The sequence below is a fragment of the Arthrobacter crystallopoietes genome (assembly GCF_017603825.1).
In the GTDB taxonomy this organism is placed as follows: domain Bacteria; phylum Actinomycetota; class Actinomycetes; order Actinomycetales; family Micrococcaceae; genus Crystallibacter; species Crystallibacter crystallopoietes_B.
This window is the reverse complement of sequence record NZ_CP072014.1, coordinates 1,346,128-1,370,182: the sequence shown is the minus strand read 5'-3', so window position 1 is coordinate 1,370,182 and position 24,055 is coordinate 1,346,128. Positions and strand designations below refer to the sequence as shown.

Annotated in this window: 23 protein-coding genes; 14 read left to right on the top strand and 9 right to left on the bottom strand. The window is 63.5% G+C overall.

Features of this window, described 5'->3' with window-relative positions; translation table 11 throughout:
• Positions 1 to 62 precede the first annotated feature (62 nt).
• The 4 genes from J5251_RS06345 to J5251_RS06330 form a co-directional block, all read right to left on the bottom strand.
• Complete coding sequence (locus tag J5251_RS06345; protein WP_171059260.1) at positions 63 to 1,076, bottom strand: ATP-dependent DNA ligase; 1,014 nt, start codon at positions 1,074 to 1,076, stop codon at positions 63 to 65.
• 22 nt (positions 1,077 to 1,098) lie between these two features.
• Positions 1,099 to 1,347 (bottom strand): hypothetical protein, encoded by a 249-nt coding sequence (locus J5251_RS06340; RefSeq protein WP_139004138.1) that lies wholly within the window; start codon positions 1,345 to 1,347, stop codon positions 1,099 to 1,101.
• 8 nt (positions 1,348 to 1,355) lie between these two features.
• A complete protein-coding gene (locus J5251_RS06335) occupies positions 1,356 to 1,670 on the bottom strand; it encodes a hypothetical protein (RefSeq protein WP_208575549.1) in 315 nt (104 codons plus the stop codon).
• A gap of 161 nt (positions 1,671 to 1,831) precedes the next feature.
• The gene (locus J5251_RS06330; RefSeq protein WP_240792948.1) at positions 1,832 to 2,782 is read right to left on the bottom strand and encodes an AfsR/SARP family transcriptional regulator; all 951 of its coding nucleotides are present in this window, start codon (positions 2,780 to 2,782) and stop codon (positions 1,832 to 1,834) included.
• A 237-nt stretch (positions 2,783 to 3,019) separates the two neighbouring features.
• Between J5251_RS06330 and J5251_RS06325 the strand changes: the two genes are divergently transcribed.
• From J5251_RS06325 to J5251_RS06310, 4 genes are all read left to right on the top strand, one after another.
• The gene (locus J5251_RS06325; protein ID WP_139004136.1) at positions 3,020 to 3,550 is read left to right on the top strand and encodes a hypothetical protein; all 531 of its coding nucleotides are present in this window, start codon (positions 3,020 to 3,022) and stop codon (positions 3,548 to 3,550) included.
• Between the two features lie 273 nt (positions 3,551 to 3,823).
• Complete coding sequence (locus J5251_RS06320; RefSeq protein WP_240792947.1) at positions 3,824 to 5,209, top strand: multicopper oxidase family protein; 1,386 nt, start codon at positions 3,824 to 3,826, stop codon at positions 5,207 to 5,209.
• Positions 5,210 to 5,295: 86 nt separating this feature from the next.
• Positions 5,296 to 5,733 (top strand): signal peptidase I, encoded by a 438-nt coding sequence (gene lepB / locus J5251_RS06315; protein WP_240792946.1) that lies wholly within the window; start codon positions 5,296 to 5,298, stop codon positions 5,731 to 5,733.
• A gap of 337 nt (positions 5,734 to 6,070) precedes the next feature.
• Positions 6,071 to 7,942: a fibronectin type III domain-containing protein gene (locus J5251_RS06310; protein ID WP_208575548.1), complete on the top strand. Its 1,872-nt coding sequence runs from the start codon at positions 6,071 to 6,073 to the stop codon at positions 7,940 to 7,942.
• Between the two features lie 107 nt (positions 7,943 to 8,049).
• On the opposite strand, the gene J5251_RS06305 is transcribed toward J5251_RS06310, so the two are convergent.
• Positions 8,050 to 8,748: an alpha/beta fold hydrolase gene (locus J5251_RS06305; RefSeq protein WP_208575547.1), complete on the bottom strand. Its 699-nt coding sequence runs from the start codon at positions 8,746 to 8,748 to the stop codon at positions 8,050 to 8,052.
• 179 nt (positions 8,749 to 8,927) lie between these two features.
• On the opposite strand from J5251_RS06305, the gene J5251_RS06300 reads away from it, so the two are divergent.
• Both J5251_RS06300 and J5251_RS06295 read left to right on the top strand, forming a co-directional pair.
• Entirely contained in the window at positions 8,928 to 9,254 is a 327-nt protein-coding gene (locus J5251_RS06300) for a GYD domain-containing protein (RefSeq protein ID WP_139004132.1), read from the top strand.
• A gap of 916 nt (positions 9,255 to 10,170) precedes the next feature.
• Entirely contained in the window at positions 10,171 to 12,771 is a 2,601-nt protein-coding gene (locus J5251_RS06295) for an ATP-dependent Clp protease ATP-binding subunit (RefSeq protein ID WP_208575546.1), read from the top strand.
• Positions 12,772 to 12,870: 99 nt separating this feature from the next.
• On the opposite strand, the gene J5251_RS06290 is transcribed toward J5251_RS06295, so the two are convergent.
• The gene (locus tag J5251_RS06290) at positions 12,871 to 14,493 is read right to left on the bottom strand and encodes a BCCT family transporter (protein WP_244250822.1); all 1,623 of its coding nucleotides are present in this window, start codon (positions 14,491 to 14,493) and stop codon (positions 12,871 to 12,873) included.
• 41 nt (positions 14,494 to 14,534) lie between these two features.
• Positions 14,535 to 15,482 carry a flavin reductase gene (locus tag J5251_RS06285; protein WP_208575545.1) on the bottom strand — a complete coding sequence of 316 codons (948 nt, stop codon included), beginning with the start codon at positions 15,480 to 15,482 and terminating at the stop codon, positions 14,535 to 14,537.
• Between the two features lie 119 nt (positions 15,483 to 15,601).
• Here J5251_RS06285 and J5251_RS06280 point away from each other — a divergent pair, with 119 nt between their 5' ends.
• From J5251_RS06280 to J5251_RS06245, 8 genes are read left to right on the top strand one after another with little or no spacing between them, the layout of a single operon-like run.
• Entirely contained in the window at positions 15,602 to 16,309 is a 708-nt protein-coding gene (locus tag J5251_RS06280) for a GntR family transcriptional regulator (protein ID WP_432264413.1), read from the top strand.
• Positions 16,310 to 16,357: 48 nt separating this feature from the next.
• On the top strand, positions 16,358 to 17,476 hold the full coding sequence (locus tag J5251_RS06275) for an LLM class flavin-dependent oxidoreductase (RefSeq protein ID WP_139004128.1): 1,119 nt from the start codon (positions 16,358 to 16,360) through the stop codon (positions 17,474 to 17,476).
• The gene (locus tag J5251_RS06270; RefSeq protein ID WP_208575543.1) at positions 17,469 to 18,098 is read left to right on the top strand and encodes an amino acid synthesis family protein; all 630 of its coding nucleotides are present in this window, start codon (positions 17,469 to 17,471) and stop codon (positions 18,096 to 18,098) included. The genes J5251_RS06275 and J5251_RS06270 overlap by 8 nt, the downstream gene beginning before the upstream one ends.
• Positions 18,095 to 18,646, top strand: coding sequence for an amino acid synthesis family protein (locus J5251_RS06265; RefSeq protein WP_208575542.1), 552 nt, complete (start codon positions 18,095 to 18,097; stop codon positions 18,644 to 18,646). The genes J5251_RS06270 and J5251_RS06265 overlap by 4 nt, the downstream gene beginning before the upstream one ends.
• A gap of 2 nt (positions 18,647 to 18,648) precedes the next feature.
• Positions 18,649 to 19,401 (top strand): alpha/beta fold hydrolase, encoded by a 753-nt coding sequence (locus tag J5251_RS06260; RefSeq protein ID WP_208575541.1) that lies wholly within the window; start codon positions 18,649 to 18,651, stop codon positions 19,399 to 19,401.
• Positions 19,394 to 20,875 (top strand): aldehyde dehydrogenase, encoded by a 1,482-nt coding sequence (locus J5251_RS06255; RefSeq protein WP_208575540.1) that lies wholly within the window; start codon positions 19,394 to 19,396, stop codon positions 20,873 to 20,875. Before J5251_RS06260 ends, J5251_RS06255 begins: the two co-directional genes overlap by 8 nt.
• A gap of 9 nt (positions 20,876 to 20,884) precedes the next feature.
• Complete coding sequence (locus tag J5251_RS06250) at positions 20,885 to 21,100, top strand: tautomerase family protein (protein ID WP_208575539.1); 216 nt, start codon at positions 20,885 to 20,887, stop codon at positions 21,098 to 21,100.
• Between the two features lie 5 nt (positions 21,101 to 21,105).
• A complete protein-coding gene (locus tag J5251_RS06245; RefSeq protein WP_208575538.1) occupies positions 21,106 to 21,405 on the top strand; it encodes a hypothetical protein in 300 nt (99 codons plus the stop codon).
• Positions 21,406 to 21,514: 109 nt separating this feature from the next.
• Here the strand turns inward: J5251_RS06245 and J5251_RS06240 are convergent, their stop codons facing one another.
• On the bottom strand, positions 21,515 to 22,930 hold the full coding sequence (locus J5251_RS06240; RefSeq protein WP_240792944.1) for an MFS transporter: 1,416 nt from the start codon (positions 22,928 to 22,930) through the stop codon (positions 21,515 to 21,517).
• A gap of 16 nt (positions 22,931 to 22,946) precedes the next feature.
• Positions 22,947 to 24,008, bottom strand: coding sequence for an MBL fold metallo-hydrolase (locus J5251_RS06235; RefSeq protein WP_208575537.1), 1,062 nt, complete (start codon positions 24,006 to 24,008; stop codon positions 22,947 to 22,949).
• Positions 24,009 to 24,055: the final 47 nt, after the last annotated feature.

Sequence of the window (24,055 nt, the reverse complement as noted above, 5' to 3'; positions counted from 1 at the left end):
TTCCTTTGAAGCGGCGGGCCACCAAAACGGTGGTCCGCCGCTTCACCGTACCGCCAGAATGGCTAGGCCAGGGCGGCCGGTGGCGGCGGGACGTCATCCGGGTCCAACTCCGGGCGGTAACGCAAGTAGCGCAGGGGGTGCCGGAAGGACTGTCCGGACCAGGCCGTATCGGCGGAGACCTCGATAACGATGGGTTCGATGAGGGTCAGCTCGGTCTCTTCCCGGGTGGCGTTGAACCGGTCCATCGCGGTGGATTTCACGCGTTGCGGCCATGGATGCTGGCCGGCCGGTGGCTGGAGCCGCGACCCCAGCAGTTTGGCCGCCGCTGGCTTGAGCGGAACAGAGCGCCCCACTATCCGCAGTTCACCGTCGATGGGGAGGCCAACGACGATTGCCTGCGGCTTGGCCATCGGGCCGATGACGGCTGCGCAGACGACGTCCAGGGTTTCCCTGTGCTTGACCTTGAGCCATTGGCGCTGGCCGCCGTCGTAACTTTGACCGGCGCCTTTGATGACCAGACCTTCGACGCCGGTTGCCGGCAAATCCCGGAACCAGCCGGCTGCTTTTTCCGGATCCGCAGTTACCGGCGACAACTCCAGCGGGCCGGACCATTCCTTGGCCAGTTCCTCGAGCAGCGCGCGGCGGTCGCGCAGCGGCTCCTGCCGAACGTCATGACCGGCCACTGCGAGCAGATCGAAGGCGACGAAGTGCGCGGGCTTGTCCTGCACCTGACGCGACAAGGAGCGGGCGGAGACATTCAGACGCTGCTGCAGGAGCGAGAAGTCCAGCCGGTCCTGCGACCAGATCACCGCCTCACCGTCCACCAGGCAGCCGGGCGGCAGTTGCTCCTGAGCAGCTGCCACGAGATCCGGGAAGTAGCGGGTGAGGTCCTTGCCCTGGCGGGACTGGAAGAACGTGTCAGCACCGTCCCGGCAGACAAGGAGCCGGTAGCCGTCCCATTTGGGTTCAAAGAGGCATCCCCCCGGCAGGGCGTCCGGTTTGGGGATAATTGGGACGCTACGGGCCAACGCCACCTCCAGCGGTGGCCGCAGCTCCGGCGGCAGGCGGTCGGACACTAAGCGAACCGGAACACCATGCTTACACCGGTGCCCCGGCAGGACGTCCGTTCGAAGCTCTTCGCAGGAGGTCGTTCGCGTCCCTGCGGTCGAGTTCCTGCCGGATCTCGTCGACGCGGAATTCCGTCTCCCGGTCCGGGGAACCTGCACGCTGATACTCCAGATCCAACTGCCGGTGCAACAGGCTGTTGAGCACATGGAGCCGTGTGTCTGAGAGCGTGGTCAGGTCAGCGGGGAAGGGCGCATTCGGTGGCAGACTGCTGGCAGTCATCGATACACCTACGCTGCTGCCGGCTGTGCCGGCCTGATCGGCTGGCTGTTTGGCAGTTCACCCTGCACGCAAGCGCCTGAATTCGCGGGAAGGACAATGCTCAGGCTGCCGATTCCCGCAATCTCCAGCTTTCCGAGCATCTCGCCCAACTCGGTGTAGCCGAGGGCGTCCAGGACAGCTGGCTCCAGATTATCGGCCTCGCGCAGGTCAAGACTTATCTGCGCATCAGGGGCCAGGCCTTTTATACGGGTCAGCAGAGGCAGGAGCGCCGTATAGTTCCGGGCCGTTACACAGCCGCGGACTTCGACGCGAACCGAAGACATATCGGTATCGAGGCACACGCACACATTCAAACTATGTTCCATGAGTCCTTCTCAAAGGAATGGGAATTGCGGCGCCTGCTTCACCGCTTCAAGACTAGGCATGAGCCTGTCACGTTCACAATGCCTCGGGATCGTTTTGAGCCGCGAAGAGGGAAATTACCTCAGGCAGAGGCGAGTGCCCTGCGCAGGAACGAGTCGATCACGCTGCCGGCGGTCTCGTAGACAGTAGTGTCACGGCCATCGGCTTGTTTCAATGTGCACGCTTTGCCGGTCCGGTTCTTGACTCGCTCGTTCAAGCAAATCAGCGCGGACAGCACTTCCTCCAGCTCCGCGTCCTCGTCGGACGTGCAGCGAAGCAGTCGGGCATGTGCGGCCTGCAGCAGCGGTCCTGGATTGCAGTCCAGCTCACGCCGGAACAGTAACCGGCAGTTGTCGTAGGCCTGCAGCGCTTCAATGTAGCGCGTGCCTTGTTCCAGTCCGTCCACCAAAGCGGTCCATGCGCGTTCATTCAGCGGCTCTGCCGCAACAGCCTGCCGCGCCCAGCGGACGGCTTCGTCCGTTTTTCCGAGTTTCACTGCCATCTCGGCTGCCCGGGCACTGCAATCCGCAACTTGCGCCGCATGCCTGACACGGGCTGACTCCGCCCATTCGAAAGTCAGTTCATCGCTCAGCAAGGGCGCGGACGCCAGCTCCAACGCGCTGACGAGCTTGGGATAAGCCTCCGCTGGTTTGGTGCCGTCCGCCGTACCGATGGCCCGTTCGAACAGGTCAAGATCCACCTGAACCAGCTTCGGGTCCAAAATGTAGCTGCCCTTATCCGTGCGCAGCGGGCCGTTTTTCGCCTGCCCTGGCTGGATGTTCCTGCGGATGACGCTGACATAGCTTTCCACCGTGGCGCTGGCCGTCGACGGCGGGTTGCCATGCCAGAGAATGTTGATTATTTGTTCCCGGGGAACCGGCCGGCCCAACTGCAGCGCCAAAATTTCCAGGATCTGACGGGCCTTTGGGCTGCCGAGCTTCGCCGCCGTCAATACCTGCCCGTCCCGCTCCACGCGCAAAGGACCGATGAGTCTGATGGAAATACCCACGGATGGACCAATAAGTCTGTTCATGATGCGCCCCAACCCCCCGATAAACCAACGCCCTAGCGGGCATCTGACCTAATAGTCAGCGCACTGCGGCCGGTTCACCAGCCCACGGTTGAGGGTGGAATGCCCCCTCAAATTCGGGGAGCAGGCGCCGGGACCTCGGACCCTAGTGCTGGAGGAAAAAAGGCATCCGATAGAAAACCGCGAAATCGCAGCGGGCCGCTCGAAGTTTTTTGCAAGTTTTCGGCGAATCATGGCGACATGTCAGCAATAGATGTCAGAACTGACGGCCGGGCAAAAACCGGCCGTCGCACGATCGTCATTCCCCTGGCGCTCGTGGCTGTGCTCGGACTTGCGTTCGGGTACCTGTTCCTCACTGCAGAGGTGAAAACCAGTGCTCCACTGGGCGCATCTGCTGAGGTTGAAGGCGGGGTGGCCAGCATTACCGGGGTCATTCCGCTCGAAAGCGATGGATGGCAGCCGCCCTCTCCTGTGGCTGCACTCCAGACAGATCCGCAGGAAGGCGCTCACCGCGTTCGCATCCAGGTGCAATTCACCGCTTTGGAAAAGACCGGCCTGCCGCTTGATCCTGGCGGATTCTTCGTTGATGGACTCGGCTCGGGAAAGCCCGGCCCGCTGTGGACCTCGTCGTCCTCCACGACGCTGGCCCAGGGTGAATTCGTCAACACCACCATGGTGTTCGAACTTCCGGACAAGGCCATCGCCTTGGTCCTCGAAGACGCCGCCGGCAGCCGACTCTCCCTCGGCGTCGAACACCACACGGCTGGCTAAACAGCCAGCCTGGTCCACGAAGTCATCTTTGGGAAGTGACTCGATATGTCAGTAACAAGACGGCAACTCCTCACCTGGGGAGGTCTAGGAGTTGTCGGGGCCGGTTTGGTAACCGTCCCCATTTCTACCGTGAGCGCCAAATCGGCGAGCCAACTAAGTGCGCGGGATATGCCTCGGCCGTACACGGCCACGTTTACTAGACCGCCAAGGCTAAAGCCGGATTCAATCAGCTACGAATCCGACGGCACACCGGTCAACCACTACACGCTCGCAATGCGCCAAGCGCAAGCCCAGATCCTGCCGACCAAGAAAACCGGAATTCTGGGCTACAACGGAATATTTCCTGGTCCGACGATCGAGCTCGACCAAGGCACCAAGGCCGTTGTGCACATGCGCAACCGAATGCCGAAGAACCACCCGCAGTGGAACCATCACCTGTTAGCGGCATCGACGCATCTGCATGGTTCAGCGTCGCTGCCTCAGTATGACGGCTACGCAAGTGACGTCATCCAACCAGGCTTTTGCAAGGACTACCACTACCCGAATTTCCAGCCTGCACGGACTCTTTGGTACCACGACCACGGCGTGCATTTCACCGCACAGAACGTTTATTCCGGGCTGGCCGGGGTGTATGTGATGCATGACGAGGTGGAACGGGAATTGCTGCCGCAAGGCGACTTTGATGTGCCCCTAGTGGTCAGCGATGCGATGTTCGCGTCCAACGGTTCCCTCGCCTATGACGATCGCGAACGCTCCGGTCTCTGGGGCGACGTCATTCTGGTCAACGGGCAGCCATGGCCGGTGATGAAGGTACAGCCTCGGGTCTACCGTTTCCGGGTCCTCAACGCCTCCATTTCGCGGTCCTACCGGTTCGCCCTCAGCAGCGGCCAGCCCTTCCACATAGTCGGAACGGACGGCGGCCTCATGCCGGCGACCCAGTCCGTCAAGAATTTCCGCCAGGGCATGGCAGAGCGGTACGAGGTCCTGATCGACTTCAGCAAATACACGCCCGGGACACGGGTGGAGCTGAAGAACCTCTCCAACGAAAACAACCGTGATTACGACCACACCAACAAAGTGATGAGGTTCGACGTCGTTGCTGCCGCCGCCGACATGAAGTCGGACCCGAAGTGGAACCACATTCCTACCACATTGGTGGACAGCGAAGTCATGTCACTGACCGACGACGACGCAGACAAAAAGCGACGCTTCCGGTTGGAAAAGGACGGCGTGGTTGAACCGTGGACTTTCAACGGCGTCACGTGGGAAGACGTGATTGCCAGCAACTTCAAGCTGGCCAGCGCAGATCCAGCGTTGAACTCGGTCGAGCTGTGGGAGATCGAGAACAAGTCCGGCGGGTGGTTCCATCCGGTGCACATCCATCTTGTCGACTTCCGGGTCCTCAGCCGCAACGGCAAGGCACCTTTTGCCTGGGAGCGGGGGCCGAAGGATGTGGTTTACGTCGGTGAGAACGAAAAGGTGGACCTGGTCATGAGGTTCGGCCCGCATGAAGGCCGCTACATGGTCCACTGCCACAATTTGCCGCACGAGGACCATTCCATGATGTTCCAGTTCCGGGTGGGCCTGGGCGAGGACGATCCGGACCCCTGCGATCCGATGACGGCGGCCATGGCTGAACTCGACACTGATCCGGACTAGCAGTCGTGCCGGCCGAAGCGACACAACGTCCCTCCGTTTCCAGTCCCCGGAAACGGAGGGGCCGGGCAGGACTGGTCCTGCTCGGCGTGGCCGGTCTTCTGGCCATCCGAATCTGGGTAGTGGAACCCGCCGTCGTCGACTCCGACAGCATGGAGCCCACGCTGAACCCGGGCAGCCTGGTGTTTGTTTTCAAGGCAGCACCTCAGCTGTCCGGGATCCATCCCGGCGACGTGGTTGTTTTCCAGTCACCCGAGGACAACTCGACGGTGATCAAGCGGGTGGTGGCAATGGGAAACCAGACCGTGGAGGTTCGGGACGCCGTGCTGTTTGTCGACGGCGTCGCTCCGGATGAACCGTTTGTGGATTACAAGTCCATTGACGGCACCCACTTCTCCTTGCGGCACGTTCCTCCTGGCGAGGTGTTTGTCATGGGAGACAACCGCGAGCGCTCCATCGATTCCCGAGATTTCGGCACGCTGCCGCTTTCTTCCCTCCAAGGCCTGGTGCTTGGAGCGGGAAGGTAGGGGCGAATCCGGACATCTGTTCCTTTGGCGTGCCCGCCGAATCTTTCGACCGGGAAGCCAAGGAATTTTCAAGAAGCAGCAGACAGTCTCAATCCCATTCCTGGATGCCATAGACGGCAGCGGCACAGGAACACCGGGGGAAATGTCATCAGCTCGGATCGAGGGTCAGCCGACGGCCCGGGCACAAAACAGTGGACCTGCCGGTCCACACTTCCTGAAGGGTAAGAAAATGCAACACAGACCAACTGGCCAGGGGCAGCGTAGGACGCGCACAGCTCTGGTCACCCTTACCGCAGCCAGTCTTTCCGCCACGGCCTTGTTCACAGTGCAAGCCGCGATGGCAGCCAATCCGCCAACAGGACCAGGCAACATCGAAATCTTCGCCAAGCGCGACATGGTCGCCATCGAAGGCTACGCGGCGCAGGCCGGGCAGAAGGCCGATATCACGGTCACCCGCGGCGGCAGCGTCATCGGCATGACCAGCGGCACCGTCGATACCACCGGCTTCCTTGAGGTCAACCATCCCGGCGGTGTCTGCTGGGGTATGGTCACGCCGAATATCCAAGGCGGCGACGAGGTCAAGGTGCAGTTCGCCGATGGCAGCAGCGACGGCGCCGTCACCGGATCCGCCAAGATCGATTCCGTCGAGAAGGTTGAGCTGCCGGCCACGGCAGCGGCCGGCGACGTGGAAGGCCAGGTTGTCGTCAAGGGCACCTACGGCGAGGACGTCGATCCCGCCCGGATGGAAGTCGAGATCGTCAACCCGGACATGCGCGACATGGGCATCGGCGAGCGCGCCATCGGTTGGCCGTCGGACGATGCGCCGACCACCTACGCCATCGAGGGAACCGCGGCGAACAACGAGTTCACGGTGACCTACGGCTTCTTCTCCGCGGCTGAGCGGGACGCAGCTCTGGCCGGCGATCCCGCGGTAGCCACCTGGCAGGCCGACGCCACCGGTGGGGTGGAGATGCAGCTCGGCCTGACCATCTCCGAGTTCAAGGAAATCGACGGCCCGGGCTTCGGCGGCTGCCCGGCCGGACCCACCGGCCAAGCCGCGAATCCGCCCGCCAACGTCTTCGCCAGCGCCAACGGCAGCGGCAGCATAACCGCCACCTGGGAGCGAGCGACAGTTCCGGCCGACGCTCCGGCCATCACCGGCTACAAGTTGATCGCCAAGGACACGGTACTCAACCAGGAAGTCAGCACCTACGTCGGTGCGGATGCAACCACCGCGACGCTGCGTGGACTCGTGGACAGCCAAGCTTACCCCGTAGAAGTTGTCGCGATGAACGGCCAGTCAAGCAGTACCGCTGCCTCCGGTGGGACCGTCATGGTCAGTGACGCCGCGCCCAGCGAGCCCGGTGCGCCTGCTGCGGCCAGCGGCGTAAGCGTTAAGGACGGCGCCATGGCCGGTTCAGCGGAGGTCACCTGGACCACGGCCGCCGCGAACGGTTCCGCCGTCACCGGTTACCGGGTGGATGCCATGGCCGCAGACGGCACCGTCGCAGCCAAAGCTGACGCCGGAGCCGGCGCAACTTCGGCCACGGTAACGGGCCTGACCGCAGGTACCGAGTACGGCTTCGTTGTCACTGCCATCAGCACGGCCGGAGAGACGCCGGCCGAACCCGTTCAGTACGCCGTCGGCTCACCTGAACTGACCGCACCTACTGCACCCACCGTGGTACGCGTCGTTCCCGGTAACGGCTCTGCCAACGTCGAGTGGCTGTCCGCCACCGCAGGCAACACTCCGATCACCGGCTATGTCCTCACCGCGACCCCGGAGTCCGGCGCACCTATCAAAGTTGAAGCGGCCGCCAATGCCACCAGCGCCTCACTCACCGGGCTGACCAACGGCACCACCTACACGCTGAGCCTCGTCGCCGCCAGCGCCGCGGGCAACAGCGAACCGGCATCCTTCGGATCCAATGCATCCGTGACGCTGACTCCCAACGACCAGCTGACGGGTACCGCCGAGTTCCGTACGCGGGAACGGGAGTGGCGCATCAGCGGCAGCGCCAGCATCACCACCAGCAACACCATCACTATCACCAACGCTGATGGCGCCCGTATCGGCACTGCCACCGTCGGAGCTGACGGCGCCTGGACCTACCGAGGCCGCAACTCCACCTCCGCCTACACACCGACTATCAAGGTGACATCCTCAGCTGGAGGAGCAGCGACGATCAACGCGACCAGCCGCCGCTGACGCAAAACCACGGCCGCCTGCCCGTCAACCAAACGGGCAGGCGGTTCATCGTCCAGAGGCCTGTCCGCCGGATCTCCCCGGCAAACAGGGCCTTTGTCGTGTTCGATTCAACGCTCGACGGCGGCAAGGATGGCCGCGCCGAGCTCGGCAGGTTTAGTGAACTGCGGCCAGTGCCCTGTGGGCAGGTCGACGTACTCGACGTCGCGGATCCGGGCCAGCTCTGCCACATAGGGGTGACCGGACGCGATCCACTCGGTGAGCACTGACGACGGGAACTCGCACGCGATGACGGTGGCCGGGACGTCGAAGCGCCGTTCGTCGGCCAGGTGCTGTTTGTCGTACGCGACCCCGCGCGGCTGTGGAATGGCCTGCGTGCGGAAGGCCGCCCTAAGTTCGTCGTCCAGATCCACGAGATCAGCTTCGTCAAAGCCGTCCCACGGCGGCAGCGGGATTTCATCATCCTCCGCCGGCAGCTCATCATTGATGACGCCGCCCTCCGCCAGCGGACCGCTATCCACGTAGATTGCGCGGGCCACACGCTCCGGCCGCGCATCGACGGCGGCGTGGATGATGGCACCGCCTCCGGAGTGGCCGACAAGCACTACCGGCCCGTCAATCCCATCGACCGCCGCCACAACGGCGTCGATATGGTCCCGCAGCCGGATGCCCGCCCGCGATGCGTTTACGGACTCCAGCCCTGGCAGCGTTAGCGGGTGGACTGTGTGGCCTGCCGCGACCAGCGTCGGCGTGACCTCAGACCACGAGGAAGCGTCCAGCCAAAATCCGGGCACAAGGATGATATCCATGCCCGGTACCCTACGCGGGCCCACTCGCAAATGGTACGCATCGGCCCGAACCTGCTGCCGCCAGCCCGCAGAAAAGAGCCGCAATCAGGACGGTAGATACCCGATCTTTTCGCGGCTGCCGGATCTAGACTTTAAGCCGAACCGCAACTTCGCCGGTCCGGTGGACGAGAGGAATAGACATGCCGCTCTATCTTTCAAGGTTCAGCTACACACCGGAGACCTGGGCCAGGTTGATCAGCAAGCCGGAGGACCGGCGCCAGGCCGCACAGGCGTACATCGAGGCGGTCGGCGGCAAGCTCCACGGCTTCTGGTACGCCTTCGGTTCCTATGACGGATATACGCTCTGGGAAGCTCCGGACAACGTTTCCATGGCCGCGGTAGCGCTCGCCATCACCGGAGGCGGTGCGCTGAGCACCTTGGAAACCACTGTGCTGATGACGGTCGACGATACGATGCAGGCGCTGCGGCACGCCGACCAGGTCCGCTACCGCGCCCCCGGCACCTGATTGCCGCCAAAGGCTTCCCCAAGGTTGTTTCCAGCTTGCATTCAGCTTGCGCTCCTACTTTGAGAACCTCCTTCCGGAGCTGCAGCCGGAGTTCATCCATCCTCCCCGCTGTGTTCCGGGGCTATCCCCCGGTGCGTCCGGAAGGGGAAATTCACAGCTAGGGCGCTTCGCCCGACGGGAAAGCGTGCCCGGAGACGACGACGTCTCCGCGCCTCGATTCCGAATCTATCTATGCAATTGGGGCAGAACCACGTACAACCACATCCGGAAGACCGTAACCGCCGCACTAGCAACCGCCGTACTTGTAGCGTTAGGAGCCGGACCTGCTACGGCGGCACGGAGCAGTTATAAAGCGCAGGTTTACAACCCAGGAACGTTCCCGGCCCAAGGACGGACACTAAGCGCCGCCCGCAGGGGCTGTCCGGCAGTCCCCCTTGCCGGCCCGCTAGGGGCTCGGCTCATTGCAGGGCCTCCTCTGCTTCCCCCGGTCCGGTGAAATCGCAGGCACCGGGATGGCGTTCGGGTAGGAGGCAGGTCCGGCCGGTCGGAAGGTGGAGGTTGGCGCAGCGGCCGGCCCGCGCTACGTCTTCACGGACATGAAGGTTGGCCAAGTCGGGCCGTTCGTGGCCTACGTTGTGCGGCTGTGGAGCGGTGGGATCTGATTCTTGGGCGTTCATCTCTACCAACCGATCTTCGTAGTGGACGGTCTGTGCGGATTCCAGCCATAGCGGCACTGCTTCCAGTCTGCCGGTGCCATGTTAACTGCGAGATCGTCTGGATGTTCTTTCCAAAACAGACGAGGCCGGAAAATCACAGACCTGAGCCGGCTTCGCTCAATATTTTCACGTCGGCGGAATAATCCTCAGACACCAGCGTTAACATGAGTCGAAGGTACTCAAGTTCCTGAGGAGGATACATGCCATTGTTCTTCGGACCCGCAGCATCAGGCAGCGGCTCATTCGACGAATTCCTGGCCCGCTACCTGCAGGGCCAGCGGGCCGCCCAAGCCCGGCGCCCCATCGACATCACCCGGCTGCTTAGCCGCCGCTCGCATGAACTGCTCGGTCACGCGGCTCGCTTCGCCACCGACCACGGCCACTCCGAGGTCGACGCACTGCACATCCTGCGCGTCATGGTGGAACAGGAGCCGACAGCCAGCCACCTCAAGCAGGCCGGCGCCGCACCGGCCGCCATCGCCAAGGCCGCTGAGCAGCGCCTGCCGGGAGAATCGGACGAAAAGCCGGACACTCCGCCGTCGCTCACCCAGTCGGCACAGCGCATACTGCTGGACGCCCACCAGGTAGCCCGGTCCTTCGGGTCCACTTACATTGATCCCGAGCACCTCTTCATCGCGTTCGTCCTCAATACGGAGTCACCCGCGGGACAGGTACTTGCAGCTGCGGGCGTTACACCGCAGTCGCTGCAGGAAGGTGCCAGGGAAGCCCAGACGAACGGTGCTGGCGACCGGCAGGGCTCAGCCGCGGCCACCGAAAAGTCGCAGACTCCGATGCTGGACCAGTTCGGTACAGACCTGACCGCCCTGGCCCGTGAAAACAAGCTGGATCCGGTGATTGGCCGGTCGGAGGAAATCGAGCAGACGATCGAGATCCTGGCCCGGCGTACCAAGAACAACCCGGTGCTGATCGGCGAAGCCGGCGTGGGCAAGACCGCTATCGCGGAAGGCCTGGCGCAGGCGATCGAGGCCGGCGACGTCCCGCAGCAGTTGCGCGGCAAGCGCGTGGTCTCCCTCGACCTGCCCGGCATGCTGGCCGGAACCCGCTACCGCGGCGACTTCGAGGAGCGGCTGACCAAGACGATGGACGAGATCAGCGCCAACAGCCAGAGCATGATCGTGTTCATCGACGAACTGCACACCGTGGTCGGCGCGGGCGGTTCCGGTGAGGGCGGGATGGACGCCGGCAACATCCTCAAACCGCGCCTGGCCCGGGGCGAACTGCACCTGGTCGGCGCCACCACGCTCGGCGAGTACCGCAAGATCGAGAAGGATCCGGCGCTGGAACGCCGCTTCCAGCCGGTCACGGTAGGCGAGCCAAGCGTCGAGGACGCCATCCGGATCCTCGCTGGCTTGAAGGACCGTTACGAGGAGCACCACGGCGTCACCTACACCGATGAGGCGATCCGCGCCGCCGTCGAAATGTCCGCCCGGTACATCACCGACCGCTTCCTGCCGGACAAGGCGATTGACCTGATCGACCAGGCGGGCGCGCGGCTGAGCCTGCAGCGGGGTCCGCGCGTCGACGTCGCGGCACTGCGCGAACAGGCCGCCGCCCTGGAAGCATCCAAGGACGCCGCGGTAGCAGAGGAGCACTATGAGGAAGCCTCCCGCCTGCGCGACGGGATCGAGGCGCTGAACCAGCAGATCGCCGCCGCCGAGGGACCGCAGGCCGGCCACAGCGCAACGGAAGCCAGCGACGGCGGCGCGAGCACCGGCGTCGTACGCTCACCGTCCGTGGTGGGCGAGACCGAGATCGCGGCGATCATCGCCCGCGCCACCGGCATTCCCGCCGCACGGCTGACCGAGGGCGACCGCGAGCGCCTCGCCCGGCTTGAGGAAGACCTGCACCAGCGGGTCATCGGGCAGGACGACGCCGTGACCGCCATCGCCAGATCCGTGCGCCGGAACCGCACCGGCATGGGCGACGAAGGCCGGCCCGTGGGCAGCTTCCTGTTCCTCGGCCCCACCGGAGTGGGCAAAACCGAGCTCGCCAAGGCTCTGGCCGAGTCGCTGTTCGGCGATGAGAAGGCCATGGCCCGCTTCGACATGAGCGAGTTCGGCGAGCGCCACACCGTTAGCCGCCTGGTCGGGGCTCCCCCGGGCTACGTCGGCTACGACGAGGCCGGCCAGCTGACCGAACGCGTGCGGCGCCAGCCGTACTCCGTGGTGCTGCTCGACGAAATCGAGAAGGCCCATCCGGACGTGTTCAACCTGCTGCTCCAGGTGCTCGACGACGGCCGCCTCACCGACAGCCAGGGGCGCACGGTGGACTTCCGCAACACCGTGGTCATCATGACCTCGAACCTCGGCTCGGAGTTCCTGGCCAGCAAGGGCGGCGCTCTGGGGTTCACCGCCAATAACGAAGGCGACGGCTTCGGCTCCGAACCAGAGTTGCGCGCCCGGGTGATGGGCCGGCTGCGCGAGAGCATGCGGCCGGAGTTCCTCAACCGGATCGACGAGATCGTGCTGTTCCGCAAGCTCAACCAGGAGCAGCTGCGGCAGATTGTCCGGCTGCAGCTGGGCAAGACCCAGGCCCGGCTCCAGACCCAGGGCATCAGCCTGACGGTCAGCGAGGAAGCCGTGGGGTGGATCGCCGAGGCCGGTTACGAACCGGAGTACGGCGCCCGGCCGCTGCGCCGCGTCATCCAACGCGAGCTCGATGACCGGATCGCGGACCTGCTGGTGACCGAGGCACTGCATGACGGCGGACGGGTCACCGTGAGCGTCGACGGTGGGCAGTTGCGGGTTTCCGCGAGTGTGGAAGCACCGATGGCCGCGTAACGGTCTGCGGCACCTGTTGCCTGACCTGTCAGGCAGCCAAAGAGCCGGCCGGGAAGAATTGCATCTTCCCGGCCGGCTCCTTGTCTGACCAGCAGCTACCTAAGCGGGTGTGTTTTTACCCTTTTCATCCAGGTCCTTGAGCCGTGCGTGCCGTAGAGCCTCGAACTCCCGGTCCTTCCTCAGTTCCATGACCAAGCATGTTCCGAGGAGTGCCACGATGACCGTGAAGGGCAACGCTGAGAGCATCGCCGCCTGCTGCAGGGCCGTTAGTCCGCCAACCAGCAGCAGGAGAACGGCGCAGGCTCCGGTCAGTCCGCCCCAAAGCCCGAGAACCGGCTTGCTCGGTTCCAGGCTGCCCTTCGAGGACAGCATGCTCAGGACAAACGTATTCGCATCGGCCCCCGAGATGAAGAAGAGGGCAACAAGGACAACCGTGACTACTGCCGTGAGCTGGACGAGCGGTAGGTTCTCCAGCATTGCAAAGAATGCGCTATTGATGTTCTCGGTTGTCGCCGCACCGATACCCGCGCCGTTCATGTCCATCTGAATGGCGGAGCCGCCGAAGATGGTAAACCAGGCGAAGAAGACCAGGCTGGGCACGCCGAGCACGCCTGCCACGAACTGGCGGATGGTGCGGCCGCGGGAAATCTTCGCCAGGAAGACTCCGACGAAAGCGCCCCAGCTGAGCCACCAAGCCATCATGAAGTAGGTCCACCACTGCATCCACTGCAGATCATCCGGAGTGCTGGGGGTTATCAGGCTGACCTGCAGGAAGTCGCTGAAGTACTGCCCGACAGACCGGAAAAACAGGTTGGAAATGAAGTTGGTGGGGCCGGCAATGAAGACATAGATGGCCAGCGCCAGCGACAGCGTCATAGTGATCTGGCTGATGTACTTGATGCCGCGGTTGACACCGGAAAGCGCCGACAGCGTGAACAGGATGGTTACCACAGCAATAATCAGTATCTGGGTGACGAGGCCGGACGAGACCCCGAACACCCGTCCCAAGCCCTCGGCGATCTGCGAAGCGCCCAGCCCCAGCGAAGTCGTGGTGCCAAAGAGAGTGGCAATGATGGCGAAAACGTCGATCATCTTGCCAAACCAACCGTCCACCAGCTTGCCGAAGATCGGACGCAGCATCGGGGAAACCAGGCCGGGGCGCTTCTTACGGTGCGTTGAATACCCGATCGCCAAACCGAAAATTCCGAAGACTGCCCAGGCATGCGGGCCCCAATCGAAGAAGCTGAACTGCATGGCTCGGACTGCGGCTTCCATCGTTTCGGGCTGCGCCAGAGCATGCGGCGGGGCCATGAAATGGGAGATGGGTTCCGCCACACCGTAGCTGATGAGGCCGATCCCCATCACAGCCGACAGGATCATGGCGAGCCAGGCCCATGTACTGTATTCGGGCCGGTCGGTATCGGAACCGAGTCGGATGCCACCAAAGCGGCTGAGGCCCAGGTAGAGCATGAGACCAATGCACAGCAGAGTCACCACTAGGTAGCTCCACCCCACGGAGGCTGCTACCCAGTTCATGCTGGCCGTCATGACGTCGCCCAGACTCTGAGGCGACACCGAAGACCACAAGACAAAGGCCGCGATCAGGGCGATGGACGACCAGAAAACGGCACCAAGACGCCGCGATCCGGTGTCTTCCGGCTCGTCCGGCAGGTTGTCTTTAGGCACGTCATCCGCCGTCGGACGGGTGATTTGTTGAACCATGAGTGGTCTCCGAATTTCAGGTGTAGGGCGTCCCGTGGACGTCAGAGCTGGGACAGGCCTTCGCTGTCGAAGAAGCGGCCTGCCTGATATACCATCGGCGCCGTCTCGCTCACTTCTGCGTGGCGTACGCGGCAAATGAAGATGGTGTGGGTCTTCGCCTGGAAGCGTTCCCGGATCTCGGCTTCAAGCGCCGCGGAAGATCCGTCGATCAGCGGTGATCCGTTGGGTCCGGTGTGCCAGTCCAGGTCGGCAAACTTGTCCGCGGATTTTGATGCGAAAGTGGAAACGGTGTCTTTTTGCTGGTTGCTAAGGATGTTTATGCCCAGGTGGCTCGAAGCGAACAGGGCGGGGTAGGTGGAGGACGTTTTCTGGATGCAGACCATGACCAGCGGCGGTTCCAGCGAAACGGACGCGTAGGCGTTGACTGCCAGCCCCTTGGGAACGCCGTTTTCGTTCGTTGTGACCACGGTAACGCCGGTCACGAACTGCCTGTTGAAGGTTTTCATGATTTCGAGGTCTGGCTCACCCGCGAGAGAATCGACGACGACGCCTGGGTCTGCCGGTGCCATCGCGTCGCCCAGGTGGCGGATGCCGAGGGACGCGAGCAGTTCGCTGCTGTCCCAGGTAACGGTTTCCTGCTTGATCCGGCCGTTCTCCATGGTCAGGAAATTGGAACCGCGTGTCTGTACTTGGCGTCCCGTGGGCGGTACGCCCATGAACGGAGCCGTATGCGTTCCCGTTGAGGTCCAGAAGATCGCCGCGGTCTCACCGTTCACGACTACAGCGTCGACGGTAGTCACCAAGTCTGGGAACCCTTCCCTGATCGCGAGGATTTCATTTTGGTGTTGCGTGAGGCTAGAGGCCTTTCCACTACCCTTGCTGACCCTGACGTAATCAGGAGTGACCAGCGCTGCAAGCGCTTCCACTTCCCCCCGGTCCCAAGCGGCTTCCCAAGCGTTCGCTACTGCGTTCTCAAAAGTCTGTTGCATGGCAGACAGCGTAATCTGCATCACGCCGAGCGGTCAACAGGCAATCCAAAAAACTCCAAAACTCCCGAAAAGATGGGATTTTTTTCAGGAATTGCCGCATCCACTTGACGACGTGATGCATGCAACATAATGTCTCATGTATGCAACAGACGATCGTGAATCAGCCGGGCAGAAACGGTGCCCTTCAAGGAGAGCCTCTCCTCGATAAGGTGCGCACGCTTATCCTCGGAGGCGACTTTCCCCCCGGAGCCCCGGTGTCCGAGGTCTTCCTCGCACAGGAATTCGACGTCAGCCGCACTCCCATCCGCGAGGCATTGAAGCAGCTGCAGCATGAAGGCCTGGTGGAGATTCGCCCTAAGGTCGGCACCTTCGTCCGTGAACCCACGCGACGCGAGATTGTCGAACTGTTCCAGCTCAAGGAAAGCTTCGAAGGACTCGCAGCAGGCCTGCTGGCCCGCCGGGGCAAAGTACGGGAGATTTCAATCCTTGAACGCAACGTGGAGGAGTCCGACGAAGCGGCGGCCGAGCAGGACGTCGAACGCTACGCCGAGCTGGTCCACGAGTTCCACCACACGATCATCACGGGTGCGGACAACAGCAAACTTGCCGAGCACTACGAGCGGCTGATGAACCAGCTGGCCTACCACCGGCTGGTACTGCGCACGGCCGGCCACCCTGGCCGCATCAGCTCCTCCACCTCGGAACACCGCACCGTGCTGGCCATGATCAAAGACAAAGACCATTTCGGTGCCGAAGCGGCCATGCGCAACCACGTCTATGCGTCCTCCCGCGAAGTCCTGACGGACTCGCGCGACCGAACTGACTGAAGACTTCCTTAGCTAAACCATTTTTGAGCCACCCTGAAAGGACCAACCATGCGCTTTTCAATTTTCCACGGCCTCGGCGCCCCCGGCGATCTGGCCAACTACAACCAGCATATGAAGGACGCCCGCGAGTATGCGGTCGCTGCAGAGAAGTACGGCTTCTGGTCCACCTGGTACACGGAGCACCACTTCGGGCACGAGGGGCAGGAGCTGACCCCCAACCCGATCATGATGGGTGTCGACATTGCCGCGCGCACCTCGAAGATCCGTATCGGCCAGGCCGCCTCGATCGTCACCTTCTGGCACCCGCTGCGGCTTGCCGAGGATCTCGCCCTGCTGGACCAGCTCTCCGACGGCCGCCTCGAAGTAGGCGTGGGCCGGGGCCTGTATGGCCGCGAAGCACTGAACCTGAACCCGGCGGCCGATCCGCGCGACCAGGAAAAGAACCGCGCGCTGTTCGCCGAGACCATGGAGATCCTGCAGAAGGCCTGGAATAACGAGTTCTTCAGCCACAAGGGCGAGTTCTACGAGTTCCCCGCGCCGGGCGTGAAGTGGAGCCACCCGCTCTCGCCCGCCACCCCGGACTTCACCGAAAACGGCGAGATCACCAAGATGGCGGTAGTCCCCCGCCCGTTGCAGCCCGAACTCCCGCTCTGGCAGGTCATCGATACACCCCGCTCCATCATCAGTGCCGCTGAAACCGGCGTGCAGGGCATCTTCTGGCTGCCGCCGGTGTCCGCGCTCAAGGGGCGGTTCGAGCTGTACCGTGAACATGCCTCCAAGGCCCAGGGCCGCGAGGTTCCGCTCGGCGAGGGCATCGCCCTGGTCCGCGATGTCTACGTGGCGGACACGATGGAGCAGGCACGCGAAGAGTTCGAGGAAGCGGTCCTGAACACCTACAAATGGATCACCCACTGGCGCGGCCTGTCCAACCTGATGGAAGAGGGCGAAGATCTAACCGACGAGCACAAGCTGGACTTCGACCTCCTGATGGACCGCAACATGCTGGTCGGCACGCCCGAGTTCGTCACCGAAAAGATCCACGAACTGAAGCGCGAAGTCGGCCTTGAGCACATGATGCTCTGGACCACGCACCCCGGCTTGAAGCACGAAAAGGCAATGCGCAGCCTCGAGCTGTTCTCCGAGAAAGTGAAGCCCCACTTTGACTAGCATTGAGCAGCCCACGCCGGACGTAGCCGCCGGCATCCGGAAGATCGTCTACTACCAGGAAGAGATTTTGGTAGAGAACGGCACCATGCCACCGGTGCCGGCCCTGCGGGCCACCGCAGCCGCTGTTATTACCAACCCTTGGAACGGCACCGGACCGGACACGGATCTGGGACCCGAGGCCCAGCGGGTCGCCCCGCACATCGCCAAGGCGCTGACCGACCGTCTGATTGACGGACTCGGCGGCGTTGAGGAGATCGAGGCCTTCGGCAAGGCCGCCATCGTCGGAATCGGAGGCGAGATCGAGCACGCGGGTGCACTGATCCATACTCCGTTCTTCGGCAACCTTGTCCGGGAGTACCTCGACGGCTCGTCCATCATCTGCTTCGCCGACGACCGGGCCGAAGCGGGGCAACCGCTGGTCGTGCCGATGTGGCACAAGACCCACGCGGCAACCCGCAGCCACTACCAGACCATTACCGCCCGGATTCCGGACGGGCCCCGGGCGGACGAGATCGTCGTCGTTGCCGCGGCCTCAACCGGACCGCGTCCGCACGCCAGAATCGGCGACCGCAAAACCGACCCTGCAGTAACTTCCCGCACTCTTGAAGGAGCCACCGCATGAACGTCCGCAAGATCGTCACTCTGGTTGAAGAGACCCTCACCGAGGGCGGCCGGCCCGTCGAACCTAACGCCCGTGTCGTTGTCGTCGCCGCGATCATCGAGAACCCCTGGCACGGACAGGGATTCGTCGAAGACCTCACCGCCGGCATCGACGCGGTAGCGTCCGACATCGGCGAACTCCTCGCACCGCGCGTGGTCAAGACACTGGGCGGGAATGTCGAAGCCTACGGCAAGGCCGCGATCGTCGGCCTGGACGGCGAGATCGAGCATGGTTCGGCCCTGATCCATACGCTGAAGTTCGGCGACCACTTCCGCAATGCGGCCAACGCCACCACCCTGCTGCCTGCTGTGGAAAAGCGCGGACCGGCCGGAGTCACGTTCGACATTCCGCTCAAGCACATCACCGACGCGACCATCCGCTCGCACCACCAGAGCATTGAGGTCCGGCTGGCCGATGCACCGCACCCGGGCGAGATCGTCATCGCCCTCGCCGCTGCGTCCCAGGGACGTCCGCAGCAGCGGTTGGCAGCCCTGTCAACGGAACAGTAGCCATGGACGCGAAACTGCCGATCGTCCTGCTCCACGGTGTGGGGCTGGACAGCACCATGTGGGACCAGTTCCGGGACGAAGTAAGCCGGGCCAGCGACCGTGAGGTCCTTGCCCTGGATCTGCCCGGCCACGGCAGCCGGCCGCCGCTGGAACGGGAAGTTTCGCTTGGCGACCTGGCGGACGACGTCGCGAACCGGCTCCCAGCGCGAGCCCACCTTGTCGGGTTTTCGCTGGGGGCACTGATCGCACAGCATCTGGCCCGGTTCCATCCGGAGCGGGTGGCCACCCTCACCAGCGTCAGTTCGGTCTGCCTGCGGACGCTTCAGGAGGCTGAATCCGTGGATGCCCGGCTGCAGAATGCCGCCACGGACTTCTCCGGGAGCGTGGAGGCGTCCATCCAGCGCTGGTTCCCGGCCGATGCCGGCACGGATCCGGCCACGGTGGCCGGTGTCCGCCGGACGCTGCTGGCCAACGATCCGAGCTCCTACCTGCATGCATACCGCGTGTTTGCCACAGCCGACGCTGAAATCGGGGCCGAGCTCGGGACCATCGCGGTGCCGTCCCTGGCCGTGACCGGAGACCAGGACCCGGGCTCCACGCCGGAGATGACCCGGCGTTTAGGCGAGGCAATTCCCGGCGCCCGCACCGCCGTCGTACCTAATACGCGGCACATGCTGCCCGTGCAGCGCCCGGCGGAACTGGCACGCATCATCATCGAGTTCATCGAAGAATCGAGTCGAGATATCCATGACTAGGCAATACGAGCACTTCATCAACGGCAAATGGGCCACCCCTGCCGAAGGCGCCTATTTCGAGAGCACCAACCCGGCCACCCTCGAGGTCCTCTACGCTGCCGCCCGCGGCAGCAAGGCCGATGTCGACACGGCCGTCCGCGCTGCCCGCGCAGCCTTCGAGAATCCGCTCTGGCGTGACCTGAGCCAGACCAAGCGCGGCCATCTCCTGCGCAAGCTGGGCGACCTCGTCGGCGAGCATGCCGAGGAACTGGCGCAGATGGAAACCGCGGACAACGGCAAGCTGCTGCGTGAAATGCGCGGGCAACTGGCAACACTGCCCGAGTACCTGTATTACTACGCCGGACTGGCGGACAAGGTGCAGGGCAGCCAGATTCCAACAATGAATCCCGCCGTCCTCAACTACACCCAGCGCGAACCGCTCGGCGTGGTCGGCGCCATCACCCCCTGGAACTCTCCCCTGACCTTGACGACGTCGAAGCTTGCCCCAGCGCTGGCTGCCGGCAACACCTTGGTCATCAAGCCGTCCGAATACACCTCCCGCACCGTGCTGCGGCTGGCCGAACTGACCGTCGAGGCCGGGTTCCCCGACGGTGTGGTCAACGTAGTGACCGGCCTGGGCGCCGAGGCCGGCGCCGCGCTGGTGGACCACCCGGAGATTGCCAAGATCTCCTTTACCGGTTCCACCGCCACCGGTTCCGCCATCGCGGCTTCCGCGGCAGCGCGCTTCATCGGCTGCACCTTGGAACTGGGCGGCAAGAGCCCGAACATTGTGTTCGAGGACGCCAATATCTCCAACGCTGCCATGGGAGTGGTCGCCGGCATCTTCGCCGCTGCCGGCCAGACCTGCATTGCCGGCAGCCGCGTCTTCGCACACCGGTCCGTGTACGACGAGCTGCTGGAGAAAGTCTCCGCTCGGGCAAAGAGCATCGTGATCGGCGATCCGCGCGAGGACAGCACCGAACTCGGTCCGCTGGCATTCGCTGCCCAGCAGGAAAAGGTCGGCTCCTACGTTGAGTTGGGCGTCTCGGAAGGCGCCAAGGTACTGACCGGCGGCGGTCGGCCAGAGATTGATCTGCCCGGTTACTTCTACGCGCCGACTGTCCTGACCGACGTCGATAATTCGATGCGCGTGGTCCGCGAGGAGATCTTCGGACCGGTCGCTGCCATCATGCCCTTCGACTCCGAGGAAGAGGTCCTGCGCTTGGCCAATGACACGCAGTACGGCCTCGCCGCCGGCGTCTGGACGCAGAACCTGGCCAGGGCGCACCGGATGAGCCGCCGGCTGGAGGCCGGCACCGTCTGGGTCAACACCTATCGTGCGATGTCGCCGATGTCGCCGCGGCAGGGGTTCAAGAATAGCGGCGTGGGCATCGAGCACGGACTGGAGTCCATGCACGAATACACGCGGTTGAAGAGTGTCTGGATCAACACCGATGAGGGCCCCGTAGCGGACCCGTTCGTCATGCGCGCATAGGAGAAACGAATGCCACTGATTGAGGTGTCCATTGCCGAGGGCCGCACGCCGGATCAACTGCGGGAACTAACCGCTGCCCTGCACCGGGCCGCAGAAGAATCCGTCGGCGCGCTTCCCGAAAACACCACGGTGATTATCCGTGAGGTTCCGACCACCCACTGGTCCAAAGCCAACCAGACCATCGCGGAACGACAGCAGGCATCGCCGGAACCCGAGCGCGCCTGATGTATGTGAAGGTCCATTCAGCCAGGGAAGCTTCCGTACAGGACGTTGAAAACCTCCGCGAGCTTGCTGTCCGTGCTCACGGCGTGGACGTGGACGGAATCTCTGCTGCGCTGCAGGCCAACGGCTTAGGTGCGGTGGATGGCGACCACGCCTGGCTGGACGTGGAGAGGCTTCGCCGCAGCGGGCCGGCCGAACTGTCCGAGTGGAGCGAGGGCTTCGCCGGGATGATCTCGTATGCCGGGAAGCAAGGCTGGCTCAACGAGGACGGCACCAAGGTCCGCGCCCATTTCGAACACATGGGGTAGAAGAGACGCAGTGCCCCACGAGCCGGCCGGACGAATCTATCGTCCGGCCCGAGTACGACGCATGAGAGCCGGCCGGGAAGAGTTGCATCTTCCCGGCCGGCTCTTACCTTTAGGCTCGTACCGCTGCTGTTTCGCCGTCGTTCTGTGTGGAGGTGCTGGTTCCTTCTGGGGCGGCTACCGCTGCCGGCCCGTCCAGCTGCTGGATATCCTGGCCCGACCGGTCCTTCGCCGCGAGCAGTGCCACCAGGCTCATGCCGGAGAACGCGATCCAGAGGCATGCCACCATCCAGAGGGAACCGCCACCGGCGACTACCAGCGCCGTCGCAATCAGCGGTGTGAAACCGGCACCCAGGGTGGAGGCCAGCTGATAGCCGATGGAGGTGCCGGAATAGCGCACTGAGGTCGGGAACAGCTCGCCTACGAAAGCGCCGTACGGCCCGGAGGTGAAGCCCTGAACAACTGACAGCCCAAGGAAGATCGCGAGCATGAATGCCACGGTTGAACCCATTTCCAGCAGGGACATGACGGGGAAGGCCAGCAGCATGGCGCCGATGTTGCCCCAAATCAGAACCTTACGGCGGCCCAGCCGGTCGGAGAGCTTGGAGGCAATGATGATCATCAGAATCGTGCTGACACCTCCAAGGGCCTTGAGGTTCAGCACCTCTGTCTGGGCCAGTACCGCCTGCTGCACTGCATAGGAAATAGCCCAGGCGCCCATCAAGCCCTGTGCCATCTGGCCGGAGAGTCCGGATGCAACGGCGATCAACAGCGACTTGGGGTGCTCGCGGAACAGCTCGGCTGCGGGAACACGCTTCTTCTTCGCCTCGCTTTTTGCCGAGATCTCCTTGAAGACCCGGGACTCCGAGACCTTCATCCGGATGAAGATCGCCAGCCCCATCAGGACAGCTGAGAGAATGAACGGCACTCGCCAGCCCCACTCCAGGAACTGTCCGTCGGGCAGAGTTGTCATCGCCGAGAGCATCAGTGTGCCGAGGATTGTCCCGGCAGGTGCACCCATGTAGGCGAAGGCCGACGCGAATCCGCGGGATTCCTTCTTCGCGTTCTCAAAAGCCAGCAGCATCGCCCCGCCCCATTCGCCACCAACGGCGATACCTTGGAGCAGGCGGAGCGAAACAAGCAGGATGGGAGCCCAGACGCCGATCTGCTCGCTCGTCGGCAGCAGACCGATGAGCGTGGACGCGATGCCCATCATCAGGACCGTACCGACGAGAATCGCCTTACGCCCCAAGAGGTCACCGAGATGGCCGAAGATGAAGCCACCCAAAGGACGGGCAATATACCCCACGGCGAGGGTGCCGAAGGAAACGAGGATTGCCAGGTTCGGGTCCATTCCCGCGAAGAATACCTGGTTGAACACGATACCGGCGGCGGTGGCGTAGAGGATGAAGTCGTAATATTCGACGGCGGTGCCCAGGAAGCTGGAGAAGAGGATCCTGCGCATTTCGCGCGGGCCCGCGGTATAGCTTCCGCCGGGCGCAACCGGATTCTGCGGCTGAGTGGTCATGACGTGTCCTTAATCTTTACCGGGCGGCAGCACTGCCGGCGGTGACGGGCATGGCCAGCACTTCGGTGTCGTGGCGGCCGAAAGGGATGACCTCGAGATCGTCGGGGATGCTCAAGGTCCCGTTGTAGGTGGAGCGGGCCTCGGCCCAAGCCTCCGGCGGTGAATAACTCGGAACCAGATGGTGCAGCGCAAGGTGGCGAGCACCGGCGTCGTTCGCAATTTGGCCGGCCTCCGCGGCCGTTGTGTGGGCACGGCGGTGGTGGTCCATGGTGGCCTGGAGCATCTCCGCGTCAGAGTACTGGCGGGCGAGAATTTCCAGGTTGATTGCCTCGTGCAGCAGCAGGTCCGTGCCGCTGGCCAGGCGCACCATGTTGGTGCAGGGGGCGGTGTCGCCAGAGATTGTCACGGAGCCGGCCTCGGTATCGAATCTGAAGGCAAAGGCAGGCGCCGTCGGATGGTGCGAAACCAGGATGGCACTCACGGTAACGTGCGCATCCCGGAACACCTCGAAGGGCTCCATCTCCGGGGCGACGTTGACATCGGGATCAAATCCGATGCCCGCGGGCAAAGTGATCTCCCGCGGCTCAAACTGCTCGATCGGGCTTTTAGCGAGTGAATCGAAAATCCGGTCGTTGCAGTCCGTGGCATACGCGCCCAGCAATCCCTCCACCAGCCCAGCGACACCCGGCGTCGGCCGCAGCGGCGCGACAGGCATTGGGACGGAGGTGGCGCGCGGCGAAAGCGGCGGCAGTTTACCCCGGTCTCCCGGCCCGACGATGGGGATGGGCCCCCGCGGAGAGTTCTTCAGTTCGAACGCGCCGAAGAGCAGTAGCGAGGGCAGGTCCACGGTGTGATCCGAGTGCATATGGGTGATGAAAATACCGCCCAGATCCGCCATGTCCAGGCCGGCCGCATTGGCCTGACGGCCCGCTCCCTGACCGCAGTCCACCAGGTACCACATGTTATTGACGACGACGGCGGTGGCAATGCCGAAACGCGGGGTGCCCTGATGGTCCTTCCACCAGCGGGGGCCGCCGGCAGTGCCGAGGGTAATCACATAGGGGGCCTGATGCTGCATGCGGCCAGTCCTTCCGAACGGGAGAAATAGTTCCTTATTCGAGGATG

Coding starts and splice junctions, on each gene's coding strand:
- J5251_RS06340 (WP_139004138.1), bottom strand. CDS start 1,347: ATGACTGCCAGCAGTCTGCCACCGAATGCGCCCTTCCCCGCTGACCTG.
- J5251_RS06335 (WP_208575549.1), bottom strand. CDS start 1,670: ATGTCTTCGGTTCGCGTCGAAGTCCGCGGCTGTGTAACGGCCCGGAAC.
- J5251_RS06330 (WP_240792948.1), bottom strand. CDS start 2,782: ATGAACAGACTTATTGGTCCATCCGTGGGTATTTCCATCAGACTCATC.
- J5251_RS06325 (WP_139004136.1), top strand. CDS start 3,020: ATGTCAGCAATAGATGTCAGAACTGACGGCCGGGCAAAAACCGGCCGT.
- J5251_RS06320 (WP_240792947.1), top strand. CDS start 3,824: ATGCGCCAAGCGCAAGCCCAGATCCTGCCGACCAAGAAAACCGGAATT.
- J5251_RS06310 (WP_208575548.1), top strand. CDS start 6,071: ATGGCAGCCAATCCGCCAACAGGACCAGGCAACATCGAAATCTTCGCC.
- J5251_RS06305 (WP_208575547.1), bottom strand. CDS start 8,748: ATGGATATCATCCTTGTGCCCGGATTTTGGCTGGACGCTTCCTCGTGG.
- J5251_RS06300 (WP_139004132.1), top strand. CDS start 8,928: ATGCCGCTCTATCTTTCAAGGTTCAGCTACACACCGGAGACCTGGGCC.
- J5251_RS06295 (WP_208575546.1), top strand. CDS start 10,171: ATGCCATTGTTCTTCGGACCCGCAGCATCAGGCAGCGGCTCATTCGAC.
- J5251_RS06290 (WP_244250822.1), bottom strand. CDS start 14,493: ATGGTTCAACAAATCACCCGTCCGACGGCGGATGACGTGCCTAAAGAC.
- J5251_RS06285 (WP_208575545.1), bottom strand. CDS start 15,482: ATGCAACAGACTTTTGAGAACGCAGTAGCGAACGCTTGGGAAGCCGCT.
- J5251_RS06280 (WP_432264413.1), top strand. CDS start 15,602: ATGCAACATAATGTCTCATGTATGCAACAGACGATCGTGAATCAGCCG.
- J5251_RS06275 (WP_139004128.1), top strand. CDS start 16,358: ATGCGCTTTTCAATTTTCCACGGCCTCGGCGCCCCCGGCGATCTGGCC.
- J5251_RS06265 (WP_208575542.1), top strand. CDS start 18,095: ATGAACGTCCGCAAGATCGTCACTCTGGTTGAAGAGACCCTCACCGAG.
- J5251_RS06260 (WP_208575541.1), top strand. CDS start 18,649: ATGGACGCGAAACTGCCGATCGTCCTGCTCCACGGTGTGGGGCTGGAC.
- J5251_RS06255 (WP_208575540.1), top strand. CDS start 19,394: ATGACTAGGCAATACGAGCACTTCATCAACGGCAAATGGGCCACCCCT.
- J5251_RS06250 (WP_208575539.1), top strand. CDS start 20,885: ATGCCACTGATTGAGGTGTCCATTGCCGAGGGCCGCACGCCGGATCAA.
- J5251_RS06240 (WP_240792944.1), bottom strand. CDS start 22,930: ATGACCACTCAGCCGCAGAATCCGGTTGCGCCCGGCGGAAGCTATACC.
- J5251_RS06235 (WP_208575537.1), bottom strand. CDS start 24,008: ATGCAGCATCAGGCCCCCTATGTGATTACCCTCGGCACTGCCGGCGGC.